The sequence below is a fragment of the Pseudomonas sp. CNPSo 3701 genome (genome assembly GCF_028674975.1).
Taxonomy (GTDB): domain Bacteria; phylum Pseudomonadota; class Gammaproteobacteria; order Pseudomonadales; family Pseudomonadaceae; genus Aquipseudomonas; species Aquipseudomonas straminea.
This window is the reverse complement of sequence record NZ_JAQZSI010000001.1, coordinates 702,513-726,349: the sequence shown is the minus strand read 5'-3', so window position 1 is coordinate 726,349 and position 23,837 is coordinate 702,513. Positions and strand designations below refer to the sequence as shown.

The window sequence follows — 23,837 nt, the reverse complement described above, 5'->3', positions numbered from 1 at the left end:
CATCACCCACCGTTATGAGTGATGTTACGCCACTGCCAATTTTCTGCTGAGCACTGCGCCCTAGGATAGGCATACAACACCACGAGAAATTGCCCATGAACCACACGACCTACGATGAAACGACTTTCGCTGCGACCTTCGAGCACCGCATGCAAGGCGCGCCAGGCGAGCGTCTGCACTACGTGATCGGCGGCCGGGGTACCCCCATGCTGCTGGTACCCGGCTGGCCGCAGACCTGGTATGCCTGGCGCAAGACCATGGTTGCGCTTGCCGAACACTACACGGTCGTCGCCGTGGACCCACCAGGCCTCGGCGACTCGGACAAGCCCCATGGCGGCTATGACACCAACAGCGTGGCCAGGCGCCTGCATGAACTGACCCAGGCCCTGGGTTGGGAGCGCTTCGACTTCGTGGGCCACGACGTGGGCGTGTGGATCGGCTATGCCTACGCCAGCCTGTTCCCGCAGCAGGTTCGCCGGCTCGCTCTGTTGGACGCCACCGTGCCCGGCTTCGCGCCAGCGCAGATGTACGCTTTCGAGCCGACACGCATCAGCAAGAACTGGCACTTCTATTTCCTCGCCCAACCAGACCTGCCCGAAGCGCTGATCAGCGGCCGCGAACACACCTTTCTCAGCTGGCTCTTCCATGCCAAGGGAGCGGGCAGCGGCTGGCTCGAACCCCAGGCGCTGGCCGAATACGTGCGCTGCTATAGCGCGCCGGGTGGCTGGCGTGCCGCAGCCGCCTACTACCGGGCGCTGTTCGAAAGCATGGCGCAAAACCACGAGCATGCGCGCACGCGCCTGAAGATGCCGGTGCTGGCCATGGGCGGCGAGGCGGCACTGGGCAGCATGATGGCGAGCATGACCCGCGAGGTGGCCGACAACGTGACAGGCGTGATCGCCCCGTGCGGGCACTACATCCCAGAAGAAGCGCCTGACTTCGTGGTCGAGCACCTGCTCGGTTTTCTGGGGTGAAGTGAGCGGTCGTGAAAGGAGGCTGCGTGGCTGCAGGGTGCACAGCGGAGGTAACCAAGCACTCTAGAGAATCTGTATCCATAAAGCCCAAAAATGATATAGATTATTATTCGCCATACCTCTATCTTTACCGACCCCATTCCCTTCGATCATGCGATCAGCAGGATTGCTCATGCCTATCCATCGTGCGCCAACCAAAACCGTACTGACCTCCCTATGGCTGCCTGTGTGCTTCGCGGCCAGCTTTTCTTCGGCAGCGGTCTACGCGCAAACCACGCTAGAAATTTCCCCGCAGGAAGCACAGTCAGCTGAAGCCGATGACGTGCCGGAAAACGTCCTGGAGCTTGAGGAAACGGCCATTTCTGCCAGCGCCGATGCATCGCGTGAAGGTCTGGTGCCTGAATTCGAGGGTGGCCAGGTCGCCCGCGGCGGTCGAGTAGGGATTCTTGGCAACAAGGACTACATGGAGACCCCTTTCACCTCCACCTCCTATACCAATCAGCTGATTCAAGATCAGCAGGCGCACAGCGTGGCGGATATCCTGCAGAACGATCCATCCGTGCGAATCGCTCGCGGCTTCGGCAACTTCCAGGAGCTTTACGTCGTACGGGGCTTCCCGCTCTACTCCGATGACATTGCCTACAACGGCTTGTACGGTCTGCTGCCGCGCCAGTACGTGGCCTCCGAGTTCATCGAGCGCGTCGAGGTCTTCCGAGGCGCCAATGCCTTTCTCAACGGCGCTGCACCTGGCGGAACGGGCATCGGTGGCGCAATCAACATCCTGCCCAAGCGCGCGCCAAACGATCCGCTGACTCGACTGACCGTAGGCGCTGAGACAAACGGCTTCGGCACCGTCAGCGCAGATGTTGCTCGCCGCTTCGGCGAGGAAGACCGCTTTGGCGTGCGTTTGAACATGGCCAAACGCGATGGCGAGACGTCGGTGAAAGACCAGGATCGCACCCTGGACATGTTTGCTCTGGGGCTCGATTACCAGGGCGATCGCCTGCGCCTGTCTGCCGACATTGGCCATCAATACCACTTCATCGATAGACCACTGCCGAGCGTCACACCCACCGGTGACGTTCCCAGCGCCCCGGACGCCAAGGAAAACTACGGACAACCTTGGACTTACTCGAAAGAGAAACAGACGTTCGGCACCTTCCGTGCGGAATATGACCTGTCTGACGCCGTCACCACCTGGGCAGCCGCGGGCATGCGCAAAGGTGAGGAGAAGAACGTACTGGCCAACCCATCGTCGAATGCCGCCGGCGTCACAACGGCCTCTCGCTTCGACAATTACCGTGAGGAAACCGTAACCACCGGCGAGGTGGGTATGCGTTTCAATCTGCAGACTGGGCCGGTATCCCACGAATGGGTCGTTTCAGGTGCCATGTACGACACCAAGGACAAGAACGCCTGGCAAGGCAACTTCAGTAGCCCTATTGCTGGCGATATCTACAACCCATTTGACGGCGCGAAACCAGACAACAATTCATTCAGCGGTTCGATGTCCGATCCCCACATCACTGGCCGAACGCACACGCAAAGCCTGGCGATCGCCGACACACTCGGCTTCTTCGATAACCAGTTGCTGGTCACCCTCGGGGCTCGTCGCCAGGGATTGGACGTAACTGCGTACGACTACAACAGCGGCAATCAAACCTCGAAGTACAAAGAGTACGAAACCACGCCTGTCGCGGGAGTCGTATACCAGCTCAACGAGCAGGTATCGGTTTACGGTAACTACATCGAAGGTTTGACCGCAGGCGATACCGCCGGCTCAACCACTACCTTACCCGATGGAACATCTGCACCGATCCTCAACGCAGGCGAAGCTCTGGCCCCTTACGTCGCAAAACAAACCGAGCTCGGCGTGAAATACGACGGCGGCTTCGTGGGCGGCAGCATCGCGGTATTCCAGACCAAGAAACCGGTCGGTATCGTCGAAAACCAGATCTTCAAGAACGGTGGCGAGCAGCGTAACCGCGGCATCGAGCTCTCGGTTTTCGGCGAGCCCGCTCAAGGCGTCCGCCTGCTGGGCGGTCTCACGCTGTTGGATGCGGAGCTGACCAAGACCCAGGATGGAGCAAACGACGGCAACGAACCCATCGGCGTTCCCAAAGTCCAGGCCAATATCGGCGGTGAGTGGGACGTACCGGGCTTCAACGGTCTGTCGCTCAACAGCCGCGTGACCTACACCGATAGCCAATACACCAACAACGCCAACAGCTTGGAAATTCCATCGTGGACCCGGCTGGATATCGGTGCACGTTATGGCTTCAAGCTCGACGAGCGCGACGTAACCTTGCGCGCCCGCCTGGATAACGTCACGGGCCGCGACTACTGGGCGTCCACCGGCGGCTATCCAGGATCCAACTACCTGACGCTTGGTGAGCCACGCACGCTTTCGGTCAGCGCGACGGTCGATTTCTAATTCAGGAAAAACGCTGATTACAGAAAATGGCGGCACTAAAAGTCCCGCCATTTTTGCTTTTGACCAGTTCCTTCATCAGGCTGTACCGGGATGCTCCGCTGACGCGAATAACATTTCCCGGCAGAGCTTCACTGCAAACGCTTCTGAAAAAACAGACGTTTGTGCTCTGCCGGATAAACATCCAGTTCGCCGAATTGGCTGTACCCGTGCTTCCTGTAAAAGTCGGGCGCCTGAAAGCTGAAGGTGTCGAGCCAGATTCCCGTGCAACCTTTCTCGCGCGCCACTTCTTCAGCCATGTTCATCAGCTGTGATCCAATGCCCTGGCCTCGCGCTTGATCCGGTATGGCGAGCAACTCGATGAATAACCATCGATAGAATATCTCGCCATAAAGTCCGCCAATCACCTCGTCACTGTCCCCGCCGCGCACTAGTAAGGCGATGGCCTCAGGCTTCGGATCACCAGCCTGTGCCATGTTGTAAGCCCGCAACGGGCGGAGAACGGCAGAACGATCTTCCTCTCCGGGATTAGCCTTCCTCTCGATGCGCGTACTCATTTGCTATCTCCTTTCGACTCGTGACGTGGATACGCCTGACTTCGGATCAGTGTTGTAGCAAACACCAGATGATTGAAAGCAGAACAGTCGCCGAGCACCTACCAAGTCAGAGCGCGCAAAGGGCGGCCACGCCTCTCTGCTTCGTGTGGTAAGCCAGCAATCTTTTGTGCGCCGCGACCGCCCCATAGGCGTAGCCCAACAAACCTGCCCTAATGGCACTTTTCCTTGCGCAGGTTCGCCCATGGTTCGTCGCTCTCTCGCCCTGCTCGTCGCCCTGGCCGCCGGCAGCGCCGGCGCCGCCGAGCAGGTGCCGCTGTACAGCAATCTCAAGGACTGGCTGGTGGCCTGTGACAACACGCGCCAGTGCACAGCACTGTCCAACGCCACCGAGCAAGATGTGCAGACTTTGCCCACCTGGAGCCTGAGCGTGAGCCGTGAAGCCGGCCCCGAAGGTGCCCTGCATGTCGGCCTGTTCAGTTACAACAAGGCCAGCGGCCAGCCGCTGCTCGATGGCAAACCGCTGAAGGTGAAGCTGCAGCCAGGCAAGCTGACCGAAGGTTCGGTGCCGGAGGTGTACAGCGTAGAGGGCGCCGATGCTCAGGCGCTGATCGCCGAGCTGCGCAATGGCCAGCGCCTGGTGTTGCCCACCGAGGAAGGCGAGGCGGTGACTTCGCTCAGCGGCATGAGCGCCGCTCTGCTGCTGATGGATTCGGTGCAGGGCCGCCTGGGCACCACCACGGCCCTGCTGCGCAAGGGCAGCAACCCGGCGAGCAGCGTGCCGCCCGCCCCCGCCGTGCCGCCGGCGCCAGCCTGGCAAGCACCCAAGCCGCTGAGCGCGGTCGACAGCAAGCGCGTGCTGTACGCGGTGCGCGAGGCGACGCGCAGCGACTGGCAGCCCGAGATGTATGAGGATGAGCTGCCCGAGGGCCAGGCCTTCGCGCTCAGTGACCGCGAGGCACTGGTCATCCTCAAGACCGGCTGCGGCGCTTACAACTGCAACTACAGCCTGTACCAGGCGCCGCTCGATAAGCCCCAGCAGGCGCGCAGGGCAAGCATTCCTGAGATTCCCGTCTTCGAGGAATTGCCACCCAGCGGCAGTGTCGAATTCGACCCGGCAAGCGGTGAACTGAGCAGCTTCACTCTGGCCATGGGCATGGGCGGCTGCGGCTTTACCCAGCGCTGGCGCTACGACGGCAAGGGCTTCGTGCCGGTCCACGCCACCATGCTGGGCACCTGCCTCGGCCTGGACTCGACCTACTGGCCGGTGCTGTGGCGCACCGCCGAGAAGCGCTGAACCTCCGGAAACAGCTTGCCAAGGGTACGCCGCGCCTGGGCAGCCTGCAGGTACGCATAGAGCAGTTCGGTCAGTTCCTCGATATCCAGACGGCGACCGTCGAACATCGGGTTGAACAGCCATAGCCGCAGGCGCATGCAGGCGGCGACCGGGCGCGCATCCGGCGCAGCCAGGGATTTGAAGCATGGCGGTGTCAGCCCCTGCACGCGCTGCCCGGCCATCACCGAAAACACCAGCGACAGGCGCAGGTGATGCTGCTGGATCTCGAAGGCATCGAAGCATTGCCACGGTGTCGCCTCGCGGGCGTTGGCAAATTGCACGCCGTCGGCGGTCAGCAACATGATTAGGCGGCCATTACGGCGGCTGAACGCCTCGGCACCGGCGAGCATTGCCAGTCCCGCCGCAAGCAGCAAGGCGCCAGGCACCCAGCACAGCCACTGCGCCGAGCGCATGTGGATGATGCTCGGCAGGCTGACCAGCCAGCCGCCGACGAACAGCAGTATCGCGGCCCCCAGGGCGCTGCACAGCGCCTGCCCGGAAGCACGCTCGTGGATTTCGTGACACTGTTGCGGGCCGTCGGCCTGGTCCTGCAGCTCGCTCAGCAGCACCGCGCGGCTGGCATCATCCATGTTGCTTGAGCGTGTCGAGCTGTTGCTGGGCCAGGGCTGCCTGCACGTAAGCGGTCAGCAGGGTGTGCAGGTCATCGATATCGAGCTTGCTGCCGCCAGTGGCCACGCCGGCGGAGTTGATGCGCACATGGGGCTGAGGTTTTTTCAGCGCCATGGCCTGATTGCCGAACAGCACCGACACCGCGCGATGGGTCGGCAGCGAGGCGGTGTCGCTCAGAGTCAGTTTCTGCAGGGTGAGCAGGCCTTCGTCCTTGACGAATACGTCGACCACCTTGGTCAGGTCGACAGGCCCACTGAGCGCGGTGTGATGCAGCTCGCGGCGGGTCAGGCGCATGAACACCTCGCGGCCGGCGTTGCGGTGCTGCCAGGTGAGCAACATGAAAAACAGCGTCATGAAGCCACCGCAAATGATCAGGCCGGTCTTGCCGAAACTGACGCCGCTCCACAGAATGCCCAGCGCGCCCAGGGTGAGCACAGGGCCGAGCACCCAGTAGCGTTTGGTATTGGTGAACTCCATCTGCTCGGGCACCCGCTCAATGAGCTGGGTGAGTTCGGCGACCATGGCGTCGCGCTGGGCACCACGCGGATACACGACACCGTCATCGGAGAAGCGCGGTGATTGGGGTTGGTTCATCGGAAAAATCCTCGCATCGACATGATGCGCGAATTATCCGACCCGGCAGACGGGCTTGGCAGCGCGGCGGCTGGCGCTCACAACAAACAGCCGCCTGCTCAACACTCTGCCGCCTGCGCCAGCGCCTTACTTGGCCTGCAGGTAGTCGGTGAGAAACGCCTGAGCATTACCCTGCTCCGACAGCCCGTTGTCGTAGCCGACCATCATCGGCTTGGCTTCACCGGGCAGGTACAACTCGCCCCAGCCGTTGCGCACCAGCAGCACCACGAACTTCTTGCCATCGACCTGGGTGCTGTAGCGCGTGTCATCGGCATTCTTTTCCACGTCCATACGCTGGATGCGCATGTCCCAGTCGTGGTCCACGCCTTCGACCTGCACCAACGCCTGGTTTTCGCTGCGTGCACCGATGCGCAGCGTCCACACCTTCACGCCCTGCTCGCCGGCAAATGCCACCACCTTGGGCGCCACTTCCGGGCGCTCCTCGGCCTGTACAAGACCGCTGGCGAGCGCCAGCAGCATGGCCAGCAATGCGGTACTTCTTGCGAAAATCTTCATGCATCTACTCCCGTTGAAATCGGCCATTCAACTCAACGTGGTGCAGCGTGCCTAGCAGCGCAGCCGCGGCGCACAACAATAAATCGCTCGATCACAACGACTGACGGTCGAAGATCGATCGCAGTAAGATGTCAAAGTGTGTCAACCGCCACCCCAAGGATGCACCCTCTCCGATGCGACGCTGGACCCCCTACCTGGATACGCAATTCTGCTTCGAACAGCCGGCCGCCCTTGCCAAGGCGGGTGTGTTCGACGCCAGCACGCCTCGCGTGATGGGCAGTGCCATCGGGCATTACCGTGCCCGCACCGTGCGCCCGCACCTGCAGTATTTCGATTGCGACCTGCAGTTTCCCGAGCCGCTGCGCATCGACAAGGTGCTGCCGGGCAGCCTGTGCATCGTCCAGGTGCTCGACGGCGGATGGGAGCATCGTGTCGACGGTCACTTACACCGCTACACGCCCGGTATGCCGCACATGCTCGGCGTCAGCGAAACCATGGAGGCCATCGACCAGTTGCCGGCCGGCAGCCACGCGCGCATGGCCGGCTTGCGCATCGCCGGCGACTATCTGCATGAGCTGGCTGAAGAAGACCCCGAACTGCAACCGCTGCTCGGCCTGCTCGACGACGGCATCCGCTTCAGCGAGCTGCAGCACTGCAAGGCCCTGGGCGGTTTGCTGCAGCGCCTGTATCAGTCGCCGTATCACGGCACCCTGGAGCGCCTGCATCAGGAGAGCCTGAGCCTGGCGGTGCTGGTGGAACTGGCCGCGCACTTCAAGGGCCGTGCGAGCAGCGCGCCGCAACCGGTGCGTGGCCAGCGCGACCTGGCCTTCGAGGCACGCCGCCTGCTCGACGCCAGCCTGGAACAACCGCCGGGCAGCCAGGCGCTGGCTCAGCAACTGGGGGTGGGCGAAACCACCCTGCGCCGCGCGTTCGGCCAGGTGTTCGGGCAATCGATGCTGCAGTATGTGCGCCAGCAGCGCATGGAGCTGGCCCGCACGCTGCTGCGCCAGCGCAAATGGCAGGTGGCGCAGATCGCCTATCGCCTGGGCTACAACAGCCCCGCGAACTTCAGCCATGCCTATCGGGCGCACTTTGGCCATCCGCCGGGGGCGGAGCACTAGAAGAAATAAGATGGCTGCTTTCAGAGACCGGCGTACAGCGACTTAAAGACTAAGAAGGTGGCTCGCCCCGCAGTGGCGGGGCGAGCCAGGCGATCAGAGCTGGTCGCCCTTGAGGCCGGCATACAGGCGGGTCATTTCGTTGAGCTGGCGGAACATCGACTCGGCGTTGACGGCCACGATGGTCGGCACGAACTCCTTGGATGCAAAGGCCTTGGTCGCGAACTGCCAGCGCGCGTCGGTCTTGCGCAGGGCGGCGGCGATTTCATCGTTGGGCGCGCCAGCGGCCTGCAGCTCCTTCATGATGGCGTCGAACTCCTTCACCGAAGCGTCGAAGTTGGCATCCAGATTCGGTGCCTGCACGCCCCAGGCGCGGGCCATGTAGAACATCGCAGTGCGCTGGGTCAGCACACGGTTCCAGCCACTGCGGTTGATCGAGTGGGAAGCGGCGTCGCCATTGTGCTTCTCGAACAGATCGGTGACGTGCTGGGTCTGCTTGACCAGCTCCTCGGCCTTGGCCAGTACGGCTGGCGCCTGGGCCTTGTCCGGCTTGGCGGTGACCATGGCGCGGTAGGCCGTCCAGATCACCTCGACCTGGGCCAGGCCGGCCTGCACTTCGCTGTTGGTCGGATGGGCCTTGAGCTTGGCGTGGTGATCCTCGAACAGCGCGACGCTGGTGTTGAGCTGCTTGGTGGCGTCGTCGACCTTCACGTCGGAGCCGATCATCATGTAGTCCTTGGCCATGATCTGCCCAAGGCTGCGCTGCAGGCCGGCCATGTTCATGGCCTCCAGTGGTGCCATTTCCGCCCAGCTGGCGAGACTGACAAGGCCAAGGCTCAGTACCAGGGCCTGCATACAACGTTTGATCAACTCTCGCTCCTCACGCGCAACGGCGCTATCGGCTAATAGGGGCGCGGCGGGCGGCCTGGGCTGCCAGCTTTTCGACGCCAACAATAGGACGGATTCTAATTCATAGACCCGCGCCTGACCTGCCGCGACAGGCCAAACGACGACCAGGCCGCTTAGCAGAGTGGAGATTGGTGACGGCGGTCACACTCCACCGCACCGGCCCCTGCAACCGCAGAGCCACACCGATGCAATAGCCAAGCCTGACGAAAAAGATAGCACAGCGCCACCACCTGAAAACCGAACGGTCATGGCAGTGAACTGAGTGGAAGGGAAATAGCGGATGTCGCCTCGTGCGCCTGTAAAACAGGCGCACGAGGTTCGCATCAGGAAGGCGTTTTACTTTGCGCGGCGGCCTTGCGCTTGGCACGGCGCGACAGCATGTTCAGACCTTCGATGACCGCCGAGAAGGCCATCGCCGCATACAGGTAGCCTTTCGGCACATGGGCGCCAAAACCTTCGGCGATCAGGGTCATGCCGATCATGATCAGGAAACCCAGCGCCAGCATCACCACGGTCGGGTTGTTGTTGATGAAGCGCGCCAGCGGATCGGCGGCCAGCAGCATCACGGTGACGGCGGCGATCACGGCGACCACCATGATCGGCACGTGGGGCGTCATGCCCACGGCAGTGATGATGCTATCTACCGAGAACACCAGGTCGAGCAGCAGGATCTGCACGATCACCGCGCCAAAGCCAACCGTGGCGGCGCGACCGACGAACATGTCGCCTTCCGGCTCCGGGTCCATGGTGTGGTGGATTTCCTTGGTAGCCTTCCAGAGCAGGAACAGGCCACCGGCGATCAGGATGATGTCCTTCCAGGAGAACGCCTGGCCAAACAACTCGATCACCGGGTCGACCAGTTTGACGATCCACGCCACGGTGCCCAGCAGGGCAAGGCGCAGGATCAGCGCGGCGCCTATGCCGAGGCGGCGCGCCTTGGCACGCTGATGCTCGGGCAGCTTGTTGGTGAGGATGGAGATGAAAATCAGGTTGTCGATGCCCAGTACCACTTCCATGACCACCAGAGTGGCCAAAGCGACCCAGGCAGCGGGGTCGCTCGTCAATTGCAGGATATAGTCCACGATCACGCACTTTATGGCTGAACAGAAGGCGCATTCTGTGCTTTTGTCAGACCGACCAATATGACAATTTGCGACAAGTTATTTCGCACACGCTACCAGGCTCAATCCCGCTGATAACGGGCGCTGGAGACAAACAGGCCAGTCGCTAGAGCGCGGCGAAAACGGCTCTATGACAGCGAACTAGAGAACGGTCATCGACTCGCATCGCTCCTTCTGCAGGCTCGTGTATCGCCATCACTTAGGCCAACGAGCCGCGTGCCGCACTAGCCTGCGTGACCAATTTCCACGGTGTCGCCATTGAGGCGCACCGGCCACACGCGCAGGCGCTGTTCCGGGTACTCCAGGCAGGTGCCGTCACGCAGGCGGAAGTGCTGCTTGTAGAGCGGCGAGGCGATCACCAGATCGCCCTTGATCTGGCCGATCAGGCCGCGGCCGATCACGTTGGCGCCGGATTTCGGGTCGCGGTTCTCCACGGCGAACAGCTGCTCGCCGGCTTCGCTGTGGGGTAGATGGAACAGCGCGATCTGCGCACCATCGAGCCAGGCCACCACGCCGGAGTTGGCGACCAGGTCGGCGCTGCGGCACAGCGGTTGCCATTGGGTGGCGGGAAGCGATTGGGCACGCACGGCGTTGGGCTGGCTCATCAGAGCACCTCATCGGTAACGGGAATCAGGTGGAGTTCGCTGGCGGTAATCGGTCGACGCTGACCGCGCTCTTTGACGAAATGGATGTCCGGATCGGCGCGCCGGTCGTTGACGAAGGTGCGGAAGCGCTTGAGCTTCTCCGGGTCCTTGAGGGCGCCCGCCCATTCGCATTCGTAGCGGTCGACCACCAGTTGCATCTGCGCCTCCAGCTCGGTGCCAAGGCCCAGGCTGTCGTCGAGGATCACCGCCTTGAGGTAATCCAGGCCGCCCTCCAGCGACTCGCGCCATACCGAGGTGCGCTGCAGCTTGTCGGCAGTGCGGATGTAGAACATCAGCACGCGGTCGATGGTGCGGATCAGCGCCTCGTCGTCCAAGTCGGTGGCGAACAGCTCGGCATGCCGCGGGCGCATGCCGCCGTTGCCGCACACGTAGAGGTTCCAGCCCTTGTCGGTGGCGATCACGCCGATGTCCTTGCTCTGCGCTTCGGCGCACTCGCGGGTGCAGCCGCTGACCGCGAACTTGATCTTGTGCGGCGCGCGCAGGCCCTTGTAGCGGTCCTCCAGGCGCAGCGCCATGCCGACGCTGTCCTGTACGCCGTAGCGGCACCAGGTGCTGCCCACGCAGGACTTCACGGTGCGCAGCGACTTGCCGTAGGCGTGGCCGGTCTCGAAGCCGGCGGCGATCAATTCGCCCCAGATGTCCGGCAGCTCATGCAATTGTGCGCCGAACAGGTCGATGCGCTGGCCGCCGGTGATCTTGGTGTAGAGGTCGTATTTCTTCGCCACGGCGCCGATGGCCAGCAGGCCGTCCGGGGTGATCTCGCCGCCGGGAATACGCGGCACCACCGAATAGGTACCGTTCTTCTGCATGTTGGCCATGAAGGTGTCATTGGTGTCCTGCAGCGGAATCAGCGCCGGGTCGGTGATCGGCTGGTTCCAGCACGAGGCGAGGATCGAGCCCACCGCCGGCTTGCAGATGTCGCAGCCGGTGTGGCCGCGGCCATGCTTGGCCAGCAGTTCATCGAAACTGAGCACGCCCTCCACGCGGACGATGGCGTACAGCTCCTGGCGGGTGTGGGCGAAGTGCTCGCAGAGGCTCTTGTCGACCGCCACGCCGCGGGCGCTCAGCTCGTGCTCGAAGACCTGCTTGAGCAGCGCGCTGCAGCCGCCGCAGCCGCTGCCGGCCTTGGTGATGGCCTTGAGCTCGCCGAGGTCGGTGATGCCCGCGTCGACCTGGCAGCACACCGCACCCTTGCTGACGTTGTGGCAGGAGCAGAGGGTCGCGGTATCCGGCAACGCATCGGCGCCCAGGGTCGGCGCACCGTCGGACAGCGGCAAGATCAGGCTCGACGGATCGGCCGGCAGCTTGATGCCATTCTGGGCGTACTGCAGCAGGGTGTCGTAATAGCTGTTGTCGCCGACCAGCACGGCGCCGATGACCCGCTGGCCATCCGCCGAGACCACCAGGCGGCGGTAGCTGGCGTTGGCTTCGTCGATGTAGCGGTAGCTCTTGGCGCCCGGCGTGTCCCCGTGGGCATCGCCGATGGAGCCGACATCGACGCCAAGCAGCTTGAGCTTGGTCGACATATCGGCGCCGGTGAACAGTTCATGGGGCTCACCGGCCAGTTGCGCGGCCACGGCGCGAGCCATGCTGTAGCCGGGCGCCACCAGGCCGAATACCGTGCCGTTCCAGGACGCGCATTCGCCGATGGCATGGATCGCCGGGTCGCTGGTGCGGCAGTCGTTGTCGACCACCACGCCGCCGCGCGGGGCGATGTCCAGGCCGGCGGCTCGGCCCAGGGCGTCCTGGGGGCGAATGCCGGCGGAGAACACGATCAGGTCGGTCTCCAGATACTCACCGTCATTGAAATTCATACGGTAGGCGTATTCCTCACCGATGACGATTTCCTGGGTGGCGCGTGACAGATGCACGCCCACGCCCAACGCCTCGATACGCGCCCGCAGTGCGTCGCCACCGTCAACATCCAGCTGAACCGGCATCAGGCGTGGCGCGAACTCCACCACATGAGCTTCCAGGCCAAGGGATTTCAGCGCATTGGCCGCCTCCAGGCCGAGCAAGCCGCCGCCGACCACCACGCCGCGGCGCGCGCCCGCAGCGGCGGTGCGGATGCCGTCGAGATCGTCCAGGGTGCGGTAGACCAGGCGCGAGTTACCTTCGGCACCAGGGATCGGCGGCACGAACGGATAGGACCCGGTAGCCAGCACCAGACGGTCGTAGCCACGACGCCCCTGGCTGGTGACGACTTCGCGCGCCTCACGGTCGATCTCCAGCACCTGCTCACCGAGGTGCAGGTGCACGCCGTTGCGGGCATAGAGATCGGCCTCGCCGAGGGCAAGGGCTTCGGCGTCCTTGCCGGAGAAGTATTCGGACAGGTGCACGCGGTCATAGGCGCGCTGCGGCTCTTCGCCGTAGACGTGCACCTGATAACGGTGCAGCGCGCCACTGGCGATCAACTGCTCGATACAGTGGTGGCCGACCATGCCGTTGCCGATGACGATCAGGGTCTCGCGCTTGATCGATGTGACGATGGAATTCATAGCCTGCCCTCTGTCTGCTGCGCTAACACGGTTTTCTGCAACGCAAAAAAAACGCCTGGAGCTGTTGTCAGCTTCAGGCGTCTTTGCCTTGGATTCGGTGATGTGGGGGTGAGCGTCAGGTCACGGCCTGCTCACCGGGCCCATCGTAGATGGGTGCACAAGGTCGATAGCAGGTTGCATGCCAGGATTTCTCGAATGTCCGAAGGGACTGTAGGGACGGGGCTTTCAGCACTTTGATGAGGGGAAATGCCGGCGACCGTCACGAACCAATATGAGGCGACCGACGCCGAAACTCACCATTTCAGAGCAGGCAGAGCGCGCCTAACTACGCTCGGCCATTGCCCATGAACTCGGGAGCAAGTCCGGATCGGCGCTGGAGGCGTCTCGCCAGGCCTATGGTCACTTCAAGGCAATAGCGGCCGTTCGCGTAACGCGTAGGAGGGGCTTTAGCCCCGAGCTTTTTATCAAGGCAAACAAAGAGCTCGCGGCTAAAGCCGCTCCTACAAAATTGCTCCGCTCACCGGCAGCTTCCTCCACCTAGCAGCCAAAGCCGCAGAATGCCGGCTAGGCGCCAGGTAACAGCATGTCGCGTGTCAACGCTCCCACGGTGGTGGCGGCTCGCGATCCTTGGGCTCGTCTTCGGCATTCAGCGCAGCCTGGCGGCGTGCTTCATCGGCCAGGGCGGCCTTGATCTCGCGCATCACCGCGTCGACGTCGGCTTCGTCTTCCGAGTCCTTGAATTCACCGGTCAGCACGCTTTGTGGCGTCAGCTTGCCTTCTTCATAGAGCGCCCACATTTCCTTGGCGTACTTGCTGTACTTGAGCTCCGGGGCGAACTGGCCGAAGTAGGCCGCCATGTTGCCGACGTCACGTTCGAGCATCTTGAAGGCGTGGTTGTTGCCCGCCGCATCCACCGCCTGGGGCAGGTCGATGATCACCGGGCCCTCCGGGCCGAGCAGCACGTTGAATTCCGACAGGTCGCCGTGCACCAGGCCGGCACACAGCATCTTGACGATTTCCTCGATCATGAAGGCGTGGAATTCGCGGGCGTCCTCCGGGTGCAGGTCGACGTCATTGAGGCGCGGCGCAACGTCGCCCTCGCCATCGGTGACCAGCTCCATCAGCAGCACGCCATCGAGGAAGTCGTAGGGCTTGGGCACCCGCACGCCAGCGTTGGCCAGACGAAACAGGGCCGCCACCTCCGCGTTCTGCCAGTTCTCCTCCTGGTTCTTGCGCCCGTGCTTGGAGCCCTTGGCCATGGCCCGGGCATCGCGGCTGTTGCGTACCTTGCGGCCCTCCTGATACTCGGCGGCCTGGCGGAACCCGCGCTTGTTGGCCTCCTTGTAGACCTTGGCGCAACGCAACTCGGAACCGCAACGCACCACGTAGACCGCTGCTTCCTTGCCGCTCATCAAAGGGCGAATCACCTCGTCCACCAGGCCGTCCTCGACCAGGGGCTCAATGCGTTTTGGCGTCTTCATCAGCTTTTATTGGGGTCCTCGGTGGGCTATGCGGCCCTTTTATACGGCAATCCTGGGGCAGCGCCCAGCCCATGGGGAAAATGCGCCGGACGATCGGCTTTGAAAGCGCGATTGGCACTGGCGCCCACGCCGGCGGATACCGACAATCCAGATACCGTTACAGGAGATCGACATGTCCGAAGAACGCCGTTGGCAGGCCGTGTGCGAGCGCGACGCCGCCCAGGATGGTCAATTCGTCTTCGCCGTGCGCTCGACCGGTATCTATTGCCGGCCCAGCTGCCCGGCGCGTCGACCACGCCGTGACAACGTCAGTTTCCATGACGGCGCGGCGCAGGCCGAAGCGGCGAGATACCGACCCTGCAAGCGCTGCACGCCTCAGGGGGCAAGCCCCGCCGAGCAGCTCGATGCACTGGTAACGGCGGCCTGCCGCCTGCTCGACAAGGCTGACAAGCCGCTCACACTGGAGATGCTGGCGGCGCGCGTCGGTTTGTCCGCCTCGCACCTGGCCCGCGCCTTCAAGGCGCGCACCGGCCTGACGCCCAAGGCCTGGGCCAGCGCCCGCCAGCGCGAACGCCTGGCCGCCAACCTGCCGGGCGCCAGATCGGTACTCGAAGCGGCGCTGGACACCGGCTACAGCAACACCCGCAGCCTTTATGAGCAAACCGACGGCGTAGCCCTTGCAAGGCGGCGCCAGGGCTCGAAGGGCGAGATGCTTCGCGTGGCCGTGGTGCCCTGTCCGCTTGGCTACCTGCTATTGGCCGACAGCGCCAAAGGGCTGTGCGCCCTGCTGTTCGGCGATGCGACGGATACGCTGGAAACCGAGCTGCGCCAGCGTTTCCCGGCGGCCAGCCTGCAGCCCGATGACGGGGAATTGGAAGGCTGGCTAAACGAGGTATTGCAGCAACTGCACGAGCCAGAGCGCGCCGCCAAGCTACCGCTGGATCTGCGCGGCACGGCCTTCCAACAGCGCGTCTGGCAGGCCCTGCGCGCCATTCCCGTCGGGCAGACGCGCACCTATGGGCAACTGGCTGCCGAACTCGCCAGCCACCCGCGAGCCGTCGCCCGCGCCTGTGCCAGCAACCCGCTGGGCCTGCTGGTGCCCTGCCACCGGGTGACCGCCGCCGATGGCAGCCTGGGCGGCTACCGCTGGGGCGTGGCACGCAAGGCGGCGCTACTGCAGGCCGAAGCCGAAACGCTCAGCCGCGAAGAATGACCAGGCTACGATCGGACTGATTCAACGCTCCAGAATCGCCGTCACGCCCTGCCCGCCCGCAGCGCAGATGGAAATCAGGCCACGGCCCTCACCCGCCACCGACAGCAACTTGGCCAGGTTGGCGACGATGCGCCCACCGGTTGCGGCGAACGGGTGGCCGGCCGCCAGGGAGCTGCCTTTGACGTTGAGTTTGGCGCGGTCGATGCTGCCCAGCGGCTGCGCCAGCTTGAGACGTTCGCGGCAATAGTCGGCATCTTCCCAGGCCTTGAGCGTGCACAGCACCTGGGCGGCGAAGGCCTCGTGGATTTCGTAGTAGTCGAAGTCCTGCAGGGTCAGTCCGTTGCGCGCCAGCAACCGGGGCACGGCGTACACCGGCGCCATCAGCAGCCCTTCGTGACCTTTGACGAAATCCACCGCTGCCGCCTCGCCGTCCCGCCAGTAGGCAAGAATCGGCAGGCCGCGGGCCTTGGCCCACTCCTCGCTGGCGAGCAGCACCAGTGAAGCCCCGTCGGTCAGGGGCGTGGAATTGGCGGCGGTCAGGGTACCGCGCTGGCCTTTCTCGAACACCGGTTTTAGGGTCGCCAGTTTGGCCAGGTCGATATCGGGGCGCAGGTTCTGGTCGCGGGTCAGGCCCAGGAACGGCGTTATCAGGTCGTCCTGCCAACCCTCGGCGTAGGCGGCGGCCAGCTTGCGATGGCTTTCCACGGCCAGCTGGTCCTGCTCGTCACGGGGGATGGCCCAGTGCTGCGCCATCAGCTCACAGTGCTGGCCCATGGAGAGCCCCGTGCGCGGCTCACCGTTGCGCGGCAGCGACGGCGCGAGATGCCGTGGGCGGATCTGCAACAGGGTCTTGAGCTTGTCGCCAGTGTTCTTGGCACGATTGGCCTGTAACAGGATCTTGCGCAGGCCTTCGTTGACGCCGATCGGCGCATCCGAGGTGGTATCCACGCCCCCGGCGATACCGCACTCGATCTGCCCGAGGGCGATCTTGTTGGCCACCAGCAGGGCGGCCTCCAGGCCGGTGCCGCAGGCCTGCTGCAGATCGTAGGCGGGGGTTTCCGGCGCCAGGCGCGAGCCGAGTACGCATTCACGGGTCAGGTTGAAATCCCGCGAGTGCTTGAGCACGGCACCGGCCACCACCTCGCCGAGGCGCTCGCCGTGCAGGTTGTAGCGCTCGACCAGGCCTTCCAGAGCACTGGTGAGCATGGCCTGGTTGCTGGCAGTGGCGTAGGCGCTGTTGGAGCGGGCGAAGGGAATACGGTTGCCACCAACGATGGCGACCCGGCGCGGCAGGCTCATGTGCGGCTCCTTGCAGTAATATTTTGCGGCATTTTAGGGTGCCGTTTTACCGACACGGTCGCCGGTCATTGGGCTGCTGTCGATGCATGAAACGAGTGATCGCGTACAGTGGTCAACCACTTTGAGTTTCAGCCCTGGAGTCTGTTCCATGTCCGATCGCTACCTCAACTTCGCCAATACGCCGGCCGGCCGCCGCCTGGTCGGTGCGTTCGGGCTGCCGGCGCCACTGCCACTGGAGCGCTGGGTGGCGGGTCGCAATCGGCCATTGGATGGTGCGCTGCTGATCGGTGGCGAAGGCGACCTGGGGGCGGCGGTGGCGGGCTTCGCCAAGCGCCTGACCGACGAGCTGTTCGCCCCCCGTGACGAGCAGTTCGGCCTGCCCCGCTGGACCGCCGAACACGGCCCCGAACTCAAGGGGCTGGTGTTCGATGCCAGCAGCCTGCAGCGCTTCGAGGAACTCGACGCCCTGCGCCAGTTCTTCCAACCCGCCCTGAAGAATCTCGATCGCTGCCCTCACGTGGTGGTGCTCGGTCGCGCGCCAGAGACGCTGACCGACCCGCAGGCCTCGAGCGTGCAACGCGCACTGGAAGGTTTCACCCGCTCACTGGCCAAGGAGATCCGCCGCGGCGGCACCGTGCAACTGCTGCACGTCGACTCCGGCGCGGAAGGCCAACTCGAAGGCGCGCTGCGTTTTCTGCTGTCGCCCAAGAGCGCCTACATATCGGCCCAGGTGCTGCGCCTGCGGCCCTGCGCCGGGCAGGTCAGTGACTGGACGCGCCCGCTGGCCGGCAAGACCGCCCTGGTCACCGGCGCCAGCCGCGGCATCGGCGCTGCCATCGCCGAAACCCTGGCCCGCGACGGCGCCACGGTGCTGCTGCTGGACGTGCCACCCGCCAAGGACGCCCTCGATGCCCTCGCCGCGCGCCTAGGTGGTCGCAGCCTCGCTCTGGACATCTGCGCCGAAGACGCACCGGCCCGGCTGGTCGAGGCGCTGCCCGATGGCGTCGATATCGTCGTGCACAACGCCGGCATCACCCGCGACAAGACCCTGGCGAAGATGAGCGAAGGCCTGTGGGAGTCGGTGATCGACGTAAACCTACGTGCCCCGCAACAACTCACCGCCGCCCTGCTGGAAGCCTGCACCCTGCGCGATGACGGCCGCGTGGTGCTGATCGCCTCGCTCAGCGGCATCGCCGGCAACGTCGGGCAGACCAACTACGCGACCAGCAAGGCCGGGCTGATCGGCCTGGCCCAGAGCTGGGCGCCGACCCTGGCGCAGCGCGGCATCAGCATCAATGCGGTGGCGCCGGGCTTTATCGAAACGAGCATGACCGCCGCCATTCCCTTCACCATCCGTGAGGCTGGGCGGCGCATGAATTCGATGAACCAGGGCGGCCTGCCTCAGGATGTCGCCGAAGCGGTGGCCTGGTTCGCGCAACCCGGTTCGGGCGCAGTCAGCGGCCAGGTGCTGCGGGTGTGCGGGCAGAGCCTGCTGGGCGCCTGATCACGAGCTTGCCGCACGCCCGCGACGCCGGAATTCCACCGGCGTCGCGCCGACCCAGCGCTTGAAGGCGCGGCAAAAGGTGCTGGGCTCGGAGAAGCCGGTGCGCTCGGCGATCCACTCGATGCGCTCCTCGGTGTCCACCAGCAGGCGCTTGGCCAGGTTGCAGCGGCAATCGTTGAGCAGTTCATTGAAGCGCACATCGGCCTGAGCCAGGCGTTCACGCAGCCGGCGCACCGGCATGCCCAGGCGAGCGGCGACCTGTTCGAGGGTTGCGCCCTCGCTCAGCAACTCGTCGATCAGCCGGCTGACCTCGCCGACCAGCTCGGGGCGCGCCTGATCAGCGCCCGCGGGAAGCGAAGTGCGCAGGCACAGGAAACTCGGCATCAGGGCTGGCAGAGGCGTAACGGCCCTGTGCTTGTCCAGGTTGGGCATGCTGCATTCCTTGCATGGAGGGTGGCTGGGCCAATTTACCCACCAGCGTAGGCAGCTTTCGCCACTGATGCCTGGGTAACCGGCAATCGTTTGCGCACTTGGCACCAATAGGCGCTGGCTAATGTCCTAAATCTCGACGAGAGTACGCACAAACCACCTTGCAGCGGAGCGCACGATGGCAACCGAATGGCTCGATTTGCACACCCCGCCGGCATTGCCCGGCATGCTCCTGCGCGCCGCGACCCGGCGTGGAATCACCGGCAAGGCTCTGCCGCACCGCGGGCTGCGCTGCCCGGTGAGCGTGGATGCCGGGCACCTGGCCCGCTACCGTCAGCTATGTGGCTTCACCGACGATGCTCGCCTGCCCGCCACCTATCCGCACATACTGGCCTTCACCCTGCAGATGAAACTGCTTACCGAGGCGGATTTTCCCTTCCCGCCCCTCGGGCTGGTGCACCTGGAAAACCGCATCCGCTTGGTGCGCCAGCTGGCCGGCCTGGGCCCCTTTACCCTGAGCGTGGAAGCCAGCAACCTGGCGCCCCACGACAAGGGCGCGGTGTTCAGCGTGATCACCCGCCTCGAGGATCAATTGGGCCTGCTCTGGGAGGGCGATAGCCGCATCCTGTGCCGCGGCGTCAAGCTCGACGGGCCGACCATCGGCCGCAGCGAACCACCGAGCCTGCCGATGGATGCGCTGGACAGCTGGCAGGCGCCGTCGGACATCGGCCGCCGCTATGCGCGAGTCTCGGGGGACTACAACCCTATTCATCTATCGACCCTGAGCGCCAAGCCGTTCGGCTTCCCCCACGCCATCGCCCACGGCCTCTGGAACAAGGCCCGCGCCCTGGCCGCGCTGCATGCCCACCTGCCAGCCTCGGGTTACAGCGTCGAAGTGCGCTTCCAGAAGCCGGTTTTACTGCCAAGCACGCTGCGTATGCGTGCCAGCCTGCCAGCGGCGGAAGGCCAGTTCGACCTGCAGGGTAAGGACGATGCGCCACATTTGGCCGGCTACTGGCAGGTCATCTAGGCTCTGTACGAAAAGTACCTGCGCTCGGTGATGCTTCGTTAAAAATCGCCTGGAGTGCCAGCCCAGTCGGCCTGCTCATTTACAGCTCGTAAACTCCGCGTCCTCACCGATCTTTGCCTCGCCTGACCTTCGCTCGGAGACTTTTCGCACAGACCCAGGCTCTTGCGAGCCTTTGGACGGCGCTCGGCGCCCGTGAAAGAATGTGCGGCCTCTGCCTCCGAGACGCCGCATGAACATCGCCGAACTCACCGCCCGCCTGCATGCCATTCGTGATCGCAACGACTGGCGCCAATTCCATGCCCCGAAGAACCTGGCCATGGCCGCCAGCGTGGAGATGGCCGAACTGGTGGAAATCTTCCAGTGGCTCAGCGAAGACCAGTCGCGCACGCTGCCGGCAGACAAGCTCGAGCATGCCGGCCAGGAAATCGGTGACGTGGTGCTCTACCTGCTGCTCCTGTGCAGCGAGCTGAGCCTGGACATGGATCAGGTGGTCCGCGCCAAGCTGGCCGACAGCGAACGGCGGTTCGCCTGATGAGCGACCGACACTTCGATGAACTGGCAACCCGCTTCGCTGAGAAGATCTACGGCGGTGCCAAAGGTGCGATCCGCCTCGCGGTATTGCAGGCCGACCTCGCCGAAGCCTTGCCCGAACGCCCGCTGCGGGTACTCGATGTCGGTGCAGGCCTGGGCCATATGGCGCTGTGGCTGGCCGAACGCGGTCATCACGTCACCCTGGCCGAACCCGCCGAACCCATGCTCGCCGGCGCCCGAGAGCGCTTCGCCCAGGCTGGCGTGGCCGCCACGTTCATCCACGCGCCCTGGCAGGATTTGCCCGGCCGTTTCGAGACGCCCTTCGACCTGGTCATCTGCCACGCGGTGCTCGAATGGCTGGCCGAGCCGGCCGCCATCCTCCCGGCCCTGCAGGGCCTGACCGACGCCGATGGCTGGCTGTCCCTGGCGTTCTACAACAAGGACGCGCTGATCTACCGCAACCTGCTCAAGGGCCACCTGCGCAAACTGCGCAAGGACGAATTCGCCGGTGAAAAGCAAAGCCTGACGCCCCAGCGCCCTCTCGACCCGCGGGAGCTGGAATCGCAACTTGCCACCCATTGGCAGGTCGAACACAGGAGCGGCGTACGGGTTTTCCACGACTACATGCCGCGGGATTTCCAGGCCAAGGCGCAGCTTGCCGACCTGCTGGAAATGGAGCTGGCGCACCGCCGCCACCCGGCCTTCGCCGGTCTCGGACGCTACCTGCACTGGATCTGCCGGCCACGCTGAACCCTGCTCTGCCAGGAGAGACGCCATGAAACGCTTTGCGCTGCTGCTGTTCACCACTGCCCTGGCCGCCTGCCAGAGCCACAACCCGTACACCACCGACTCGGTGCCCCTGCCCCCCGCGCCACCGGGCGCAGCCAACCATTTCGATCGCAGTGCCTACCCCACCGCACCGCGCGACTACGCAGCCTACCGCAGCTGGGCCTGGCAACAGCGCCCGGCCGGCAGCGCCTGGGCCAGCGCCGACCTGGTGCAGGACGCCCTCAACAATGCCCTCGACCAGCGCGGCCTGCGTCCGGCCCAGGGCAGCGCTGCCGCCGACCTCAAGGTACGCACCGACACCCGCCTGGAGCGCCGCGTTCGCCAGGTGGCCGACAGCTACGATCCTTACTACGGCGGCGACTTCGGCAACCGTGGTTATTACGGCAACGGCGTCGGCGTGGGGGCCCGCGTACCGCTGACCCGCACCTATGAAGAGGAGGTCGTGGTGGTGCGCATCGATTTCTTCGACGGCCGCAGCGGCGAGCAGATATGGAGCGGCCAGGCCGAGATGCGCAGCAGCGGCAGCCAGGCCGAACGTGCCGACGCCCTGCGCAAAGCTGTCAGTGACGCCCTCGGCGAGTACCCGCCGGCATGAACCTATTTATCGATGGATTCAGGAGAAAACCGATGCGCCGCCTGCCTCTGCTACTGATTCCCATACTGCTGTTGCTCGGCGCCTGCCAGAGCCAGCAGATCAACCGCGACTTCGACGCCAGCCGCGATTTCGCTGCGTACCGCAGCTGGATCTGGCAGGAGCCAGCGGTGCAGTACAAGCCCGACGACCCGCGCATCCGCAGCGACCTCACCGAACAGCGCCTGCGCAGCGCCGTGGCCGATCAGCTCGACCAGCGCGGTCTGCGCCCGGCGGCAGTGGGTGCCAAGGGCGATCTGAAGGTTCAGGTGTGGCTGGTCGTCGATGACCGCCAGCAGCAGGTGAGCAGCGGCTTCGGCGGCGGTTTCGGTGGTTACTGGGGCCCATATTGGGGCGGCCCGGCCTACAACGAAACCCGCACCATCGACTACAAGGTGGCGACCGTGCAGGTCGACCTGTTCGATGGCAAGGATGGCAAGCTGGTATGGCGAGGCAGCGATGAGCGCATCGTGCGTGACAGCTCGGGCAACCCCGCGCAGCGCGAGGCCGAGGTGCGCGAAACCGTCGCCCGCGTGCTCAGCCAGTACCCGCCGCGCTGATGCAAAAAAGCTTCAAATGCGGTTGAAGCGATAGAACAGATTGGGCTCGCTGACGATATACAGGTTGCCGCGTTCATCGAAGGTCATGCCCTCACCATGGGGCACGGCCTTGCCGAGACCTGCGAAGTCGCTGTCCAGGGTGCGGTAGCCAATCAGTTTGCCGCTATTGCCATCGAGTTCCATGACCCGCTTCGACTCGTCGCTGAGCAGCACCAGATGCCCGGTGCGCTCGTCGAAGTGCGCGGCGGAGAGATCGGTGGCGAACACCGAATCACGAATCCACTCGTCTTGGTCGATGATCTCCAGGCCGAAGTCGCCCTGCATGCTGTGCTTGAGGCCACGTACTTCGTAGAGCTTCATCGGCGAATGCTCCTTGGCCACGAACAGCCGATCACCGGCCCGGTCATAAGCAATCCCTTCGAAGCCCTGATTGCCGTCGCGCCCAATGCCCAAGGTCAGCGAACGGTGTTCTTCGCGAAACAGCGCGCCAGCCTGCGTGGGCACCGGCACCACCACCAGCCGCTGCTCGCGCTCCTCGACGAACAACAACTGGCCGTCACCCAGATAGGTCACATCCTCGACATCGCTGAAGCCACTCAGCGGGTAACGCGCCGTCACCTCACCGTCCCGGCTCATTGCCAACAGCTCCGACGGGTTATTGACCACTGCCCATAGCTGATCGCGCTGATCGTCGTAGGTGATGCCGGAGAGGTTGTCGTCGACGCCGGCAACCGGCCGGGCGTTGACCTGCACCTTATATTCGCGACCAGTCAGGCTGCCAGGCGCGGCCTGGGAGGCCGCTGGCGTGGTCAGCCAGTAATACAGCCGGTCATCCAGGTGCAGCGCATGCATCTGATAGCCCGCCAGCAGCAGGATCGACAACAGCGCCCAGACTCTAGGGCGCACAAGAGGCAGACGGGAGAAGGCCTGCTTGATGGCAGCTATCATGAAAATTCTCGGGTTTGGGGGAGCGAACTGAGCATGC

Annotated in this window: 22 protein-coding genes and 1 pseudogene; 11 read left to right on the top strand and 12 right to left on the bottom strand. The window is 64.2% G+C overall.

The window, feature by feature from the left end; translation table 11 throughout:
• The first annotated feature begins 95 nt into the window (after positions 1-95).
• Positions 96-974 carry an alpha/beta fold hydrolase gene (locus tag PVA39_RS03290; protein WP_274122821.1) on the top strand — a complete coding sequence of 293 codons (879 nt, stop codon included), beginning with the start codon at positions 96-98 and terminating at the stop codon, positions 972-974.
• A 172-nt stretch (positions 975-1,146) separates the two neighbouring features.
• Positions 1,147-3,408, top strand: a complete 2,262-nt coding sequence (locus PVA39_RS03285; RefSeq protein ID WP_274122820.1) for a TonB-dependent receptor — start codon at positions 1,147-1,149, stop codon at positions 3,406-3,408.
• Between the two features lie 128 nt (positions 3,409-3,536).
• Here the strand turns inward: PVA39_RS03285 and PVA39_RS03280 are convergent, their stop codons facing one another.
• Entirely contained in the window at positions 3,537-3,962 is a 426-nt protein-coding gene (locus PVA39_RS03280; RefSeq protein ID WP_274122818.1) for a GNAT family N-acetyltransferase, read from the bottom strand.
• Between the two features lie 241 nt (positions 3,963-4,203).
• Here PVA39_RS03280 and PVA39_RS03275 point away from each other — a divergent pair, with 241 nt between their 5' ends.
• Positions 4,204-5,256: a DUF1176 domain-containing protein gene (locus tag PVA39_RS03275; protein WP_274122816.1), complete on the top strand. Its 1,053-nt coding sequence runs from the start codon at positions 4,204-4,206 to the stop codon at positions 5,254-5,256.
• On the opposite strand, the gene PVA39_RS03270 is transcribed toward PVA39_RS03275, so the two are convergent.
• The 3 genes from PVA39_RS03270 to PVA39_RS03260 form a co-directional block, all read right to left on the bottom strand.
• Positions 5,217-5,885, bottom strand: a complete 669-nt coding sequence (locus PVA39_RS03270; RefSeq protein ID WP_274122814.1) for a hypothetical protein — start codon at positions 5,883-5,885, stop codon at positions 5,217-5,219. The genes PVA39_RS03275 and PVA39_RS03270 overlap by 40 nt on opposite strands.
• Positions 5,878-6,519 (bottom strand): hypothetical protein, encoded by a 642-nt coding sequence (locus PVA39_RS03265; RefSeq protein WP_274122813.1) that lies wholly within the window; start codon positions 6,517-6,519, stop codon positions 5,878-5,880. The genes PVA39_RS03270 and PVA39_RS03265 overlap by 8 nt, the downstream gene beginning before the upstream one ends.
• A gap of 126 nt (positions 6,520-6,645) precedes the next feature.
• Positions 6,646-7,074 (bottom strand): hypothetical protein, encoded by a 429-nt coding sequence (locus PVA39_RS03260; protein ID WP_093500140.1) that lies wholly within the window; start codon positions 7,072-7,074, stop codon positions 6,646-6,648.
• Between the two features lie 173 nt (positions 7,075-7,247).
• On the opposite strand from PVA39_RS03260, the gene PVA39_RS03255 reads away from it, so the two are divergent.
• A complete protein-coding gene (locus PVA39_RS03255; RefSeq protein ID WP_274122812.1) occupies positions 7,248-8,195 on the top strand; it encodes a helix-turn-helix transcriptional regulator in 948 nt (315 codons plus the stop codon).
• Between the two features lie 93 nt (positions 8,196-8,288).
• Here PVA39_RS03255 and PVA39_RS03250 read toward each other — a convergent pair whose 3' ends face one another.
• The 5 genes from PVA39_RS03250 to PVA39_RS03230 form a co-directional block, all read right to left on the bottom strand.
• On the bottom strand, positions 8,289-9,062 hold the full coding sequence (locus tag PVA39_RS03250) for a type IV pili methyl-accepting chemotaxis transducer N-terminal domain-containing protein (protein WP_093500144.1): 774 nt from the start codon (positions 9,060-9,062) through the stop codon (positions 8,289-8,291).
• Between the two features lie 362 nt (positions 9,063-9,424).
• Complete coding sequence (locus PVA39_RS03245; RefSeq protein WP_274122811.1) at positions 9,425-10,183, bottom strand: TerC family protein; 759 nt, start codon at positions 10,181-10,183, stop codon at positions 9,425-9,427.
• Between the two features lie 263 nt (positions 10,184-10,446).
• A complete protein-coding gene (gene nirD / locus PVA39_RS03240; RefSeq protein WP_147175627.1) occupies positions 10,447-10,827 on the bottom strand; it encodes a nitrite reductase small subunit NirD in 381 nt (126 codons plus the stop codon).
• Positions 10,827-13,385 (bottom strand): nitrite reductase large subunit NirB, encoded by a 2,559-nt coding sequence (gene nirB / locus PVA39_RS03235; protein ID WP_274122810.1) that lies wholly within the window; start codon positions 13,383-13,385, stop codon positions 10,827-10,829. The genes nirD and nirB overlap by 1 nt, the downstream gene beginning before the upstream one ends.
• Before the next feature lie 593 nt (positions 13,386-13,978).
• Positions 13,979-14,866 carry a PA4780 family RIO1-like protein kinase gene (locus tag PVA39_RS03230; protein WP_093500150.1) on the bottom strand — a complete coding sequence of 296 codons (888 nt, stop codon included), beginning with the start codon at positions 14,864-14,866 and terminating at the stop codon, positions 13,979-13,981.
• Positions 14,867-15,038: 172 nt separating this feature from the next.
• Here PVA39_RS03230 and ada point away from each other — a divergent pair, with 172 nt between their 5' ends.
• Positions 15,039-16,079 (top strand): bifunctional DNA-binding transcriptional regulator/O6-methylguanine-DNA methyltransferase Ada, encoded by a 1,041-nt coding sequence (gene ada / locus PVA39_RS03225; RefSeq protein ID WP_274122809.1) that lies wholly within the window; start codon positions 15,039-15,041, stop codon positions 16,077-16,079.
• Positions 16,080-16,100: 21 nt separating this feature from the next.
• Here ada and PVA39_RS03220 read toward each other — a convergent pair whose 3' ends face one another.
• Positions 16,101-17,378 (bottom strand): acetyl-CoA C-acetyltransferase, encoded by a 1,278-nt coding sequence (locus tag PVA39_RS03220; RefSeq protein WP_274122808.1) that lies wholly within the window; start codon positions 17,376-17,378, stop codon positions 16,101-16,103.
• A 148-nt stretch (positions 17,379-17,526) separates the two neighbouring features.
• Here PVA39_RS03220 and PVA39_RS03215 point away from each other — a divergent pair, with 148 nt between their 5' ends.
• Entirely contained in the window at positions 17,527-18,882 is a 1,356-nt protein-coding gene (locus tag PVA39_RS03215; RefSeq protein ID WP_274122807.1) for a 3-oxoacyl-ACP reductase, read from the top strand.
• Here the strand turns inward: PVA39_RS03215 and PVA39_RS03210 are convergent.
• A pseudogene (locus PVA39_RS03210) lies at positions 18,883-19,212 on the bottom strand (helix-turn-helix transcriptional regulator); the annotation flags it as partial.
• Positions 19,213-19,489: 277 nt separating this feature from the next.
• Here PVA39_RS03210 and PVA39_RS03205 point away from each other — a divergent pair.
• The 5 genes from PVA39_RS03205 (at position 19,490) to PVA39_RS03185 (ending at position 22,852) form a co-directional block, all read left to right on the top strand.
• Positions 19,490-20,341: a MaoC/PaaZ C-terminal domain-containing protein gene (locus tag PVA39_RS03205; protein ID WP_274122805.1), complete on the top strand. Its 852-nt coding sequence runs from the start codon at positions 19,490-19,492 to the stop codon at positions 20,339-20,341.
• 229 nt (positions 20,342-20,570) lie between these two features.
• Entirely contained in the window at positions 20,571-20,873 is a 303-nt protein-coding gene (locus tag PVA39_RS03200; protein WP_274122804.1) for a MazG-like family protein, read from the top strand.
• Positions 20,873-21,622 carry a methyltransferase domain-containing protein gene (locus PVA39_RS03195; RefSeq protein WP_274122803.1) on the top strand — a complete coding sequence of 250 codons (750 nt, stop codon included), beginning with the start codon at positions 20,873-20,875 and terminating at the stop codon, positions 21,620-21,622. The genes PVA39_RS03200 and PVA39_RS03195 overlap by 1 nt, the downstream gene beginning before the upstream one ends.
• A gap of 25 nt (positions 21,623-21,647) precedes the next feature.
• The gene (locus PVA39_RS03190; RefSeq protein ID WP_274122802.1) at positions 21,648-22,256 is read left to right on the top strand and encodes a DUF4136 domain-containing protein; all 609 of its coding nucleotides are present in this window, start codon (positions 21,648-21,650) and stop codon (positions 22,254-22,256) included.
• A 32-nt stretch (positions 22,257-22,288) separates the two neighbouring features.
• A complete protein-coding gene (locus PVA39_RS03185; RefSeq protein ID WP_274122801.1) occupies positions 22,289-22,852 on the top strand; it encodes a DUF4136 domain-containing protein in 564 nt (187 codons plus the stop codon).
• A gap of 12 nt (positions 22,853-22,864) precedes the next feature.
• On the opposite strand, the gene PVA39_RS03180 is transcribed toward PVA39_RS03185, so the two are convergent.
• Positions 22,865-23,800 (bottom strand): SdiA-regulated domain-containing protein, encoded by a 936-nt coding sequence (locus PVA39_RS03180; RefSeq protein WP_274122799.1) that lies wholly within the window; start codon positions 23,798-23,800, stop codon positions 22,865-22,867.
• Between the last annotated feature and the right edge of the window lie 37 nt (positions 23,801-23,837).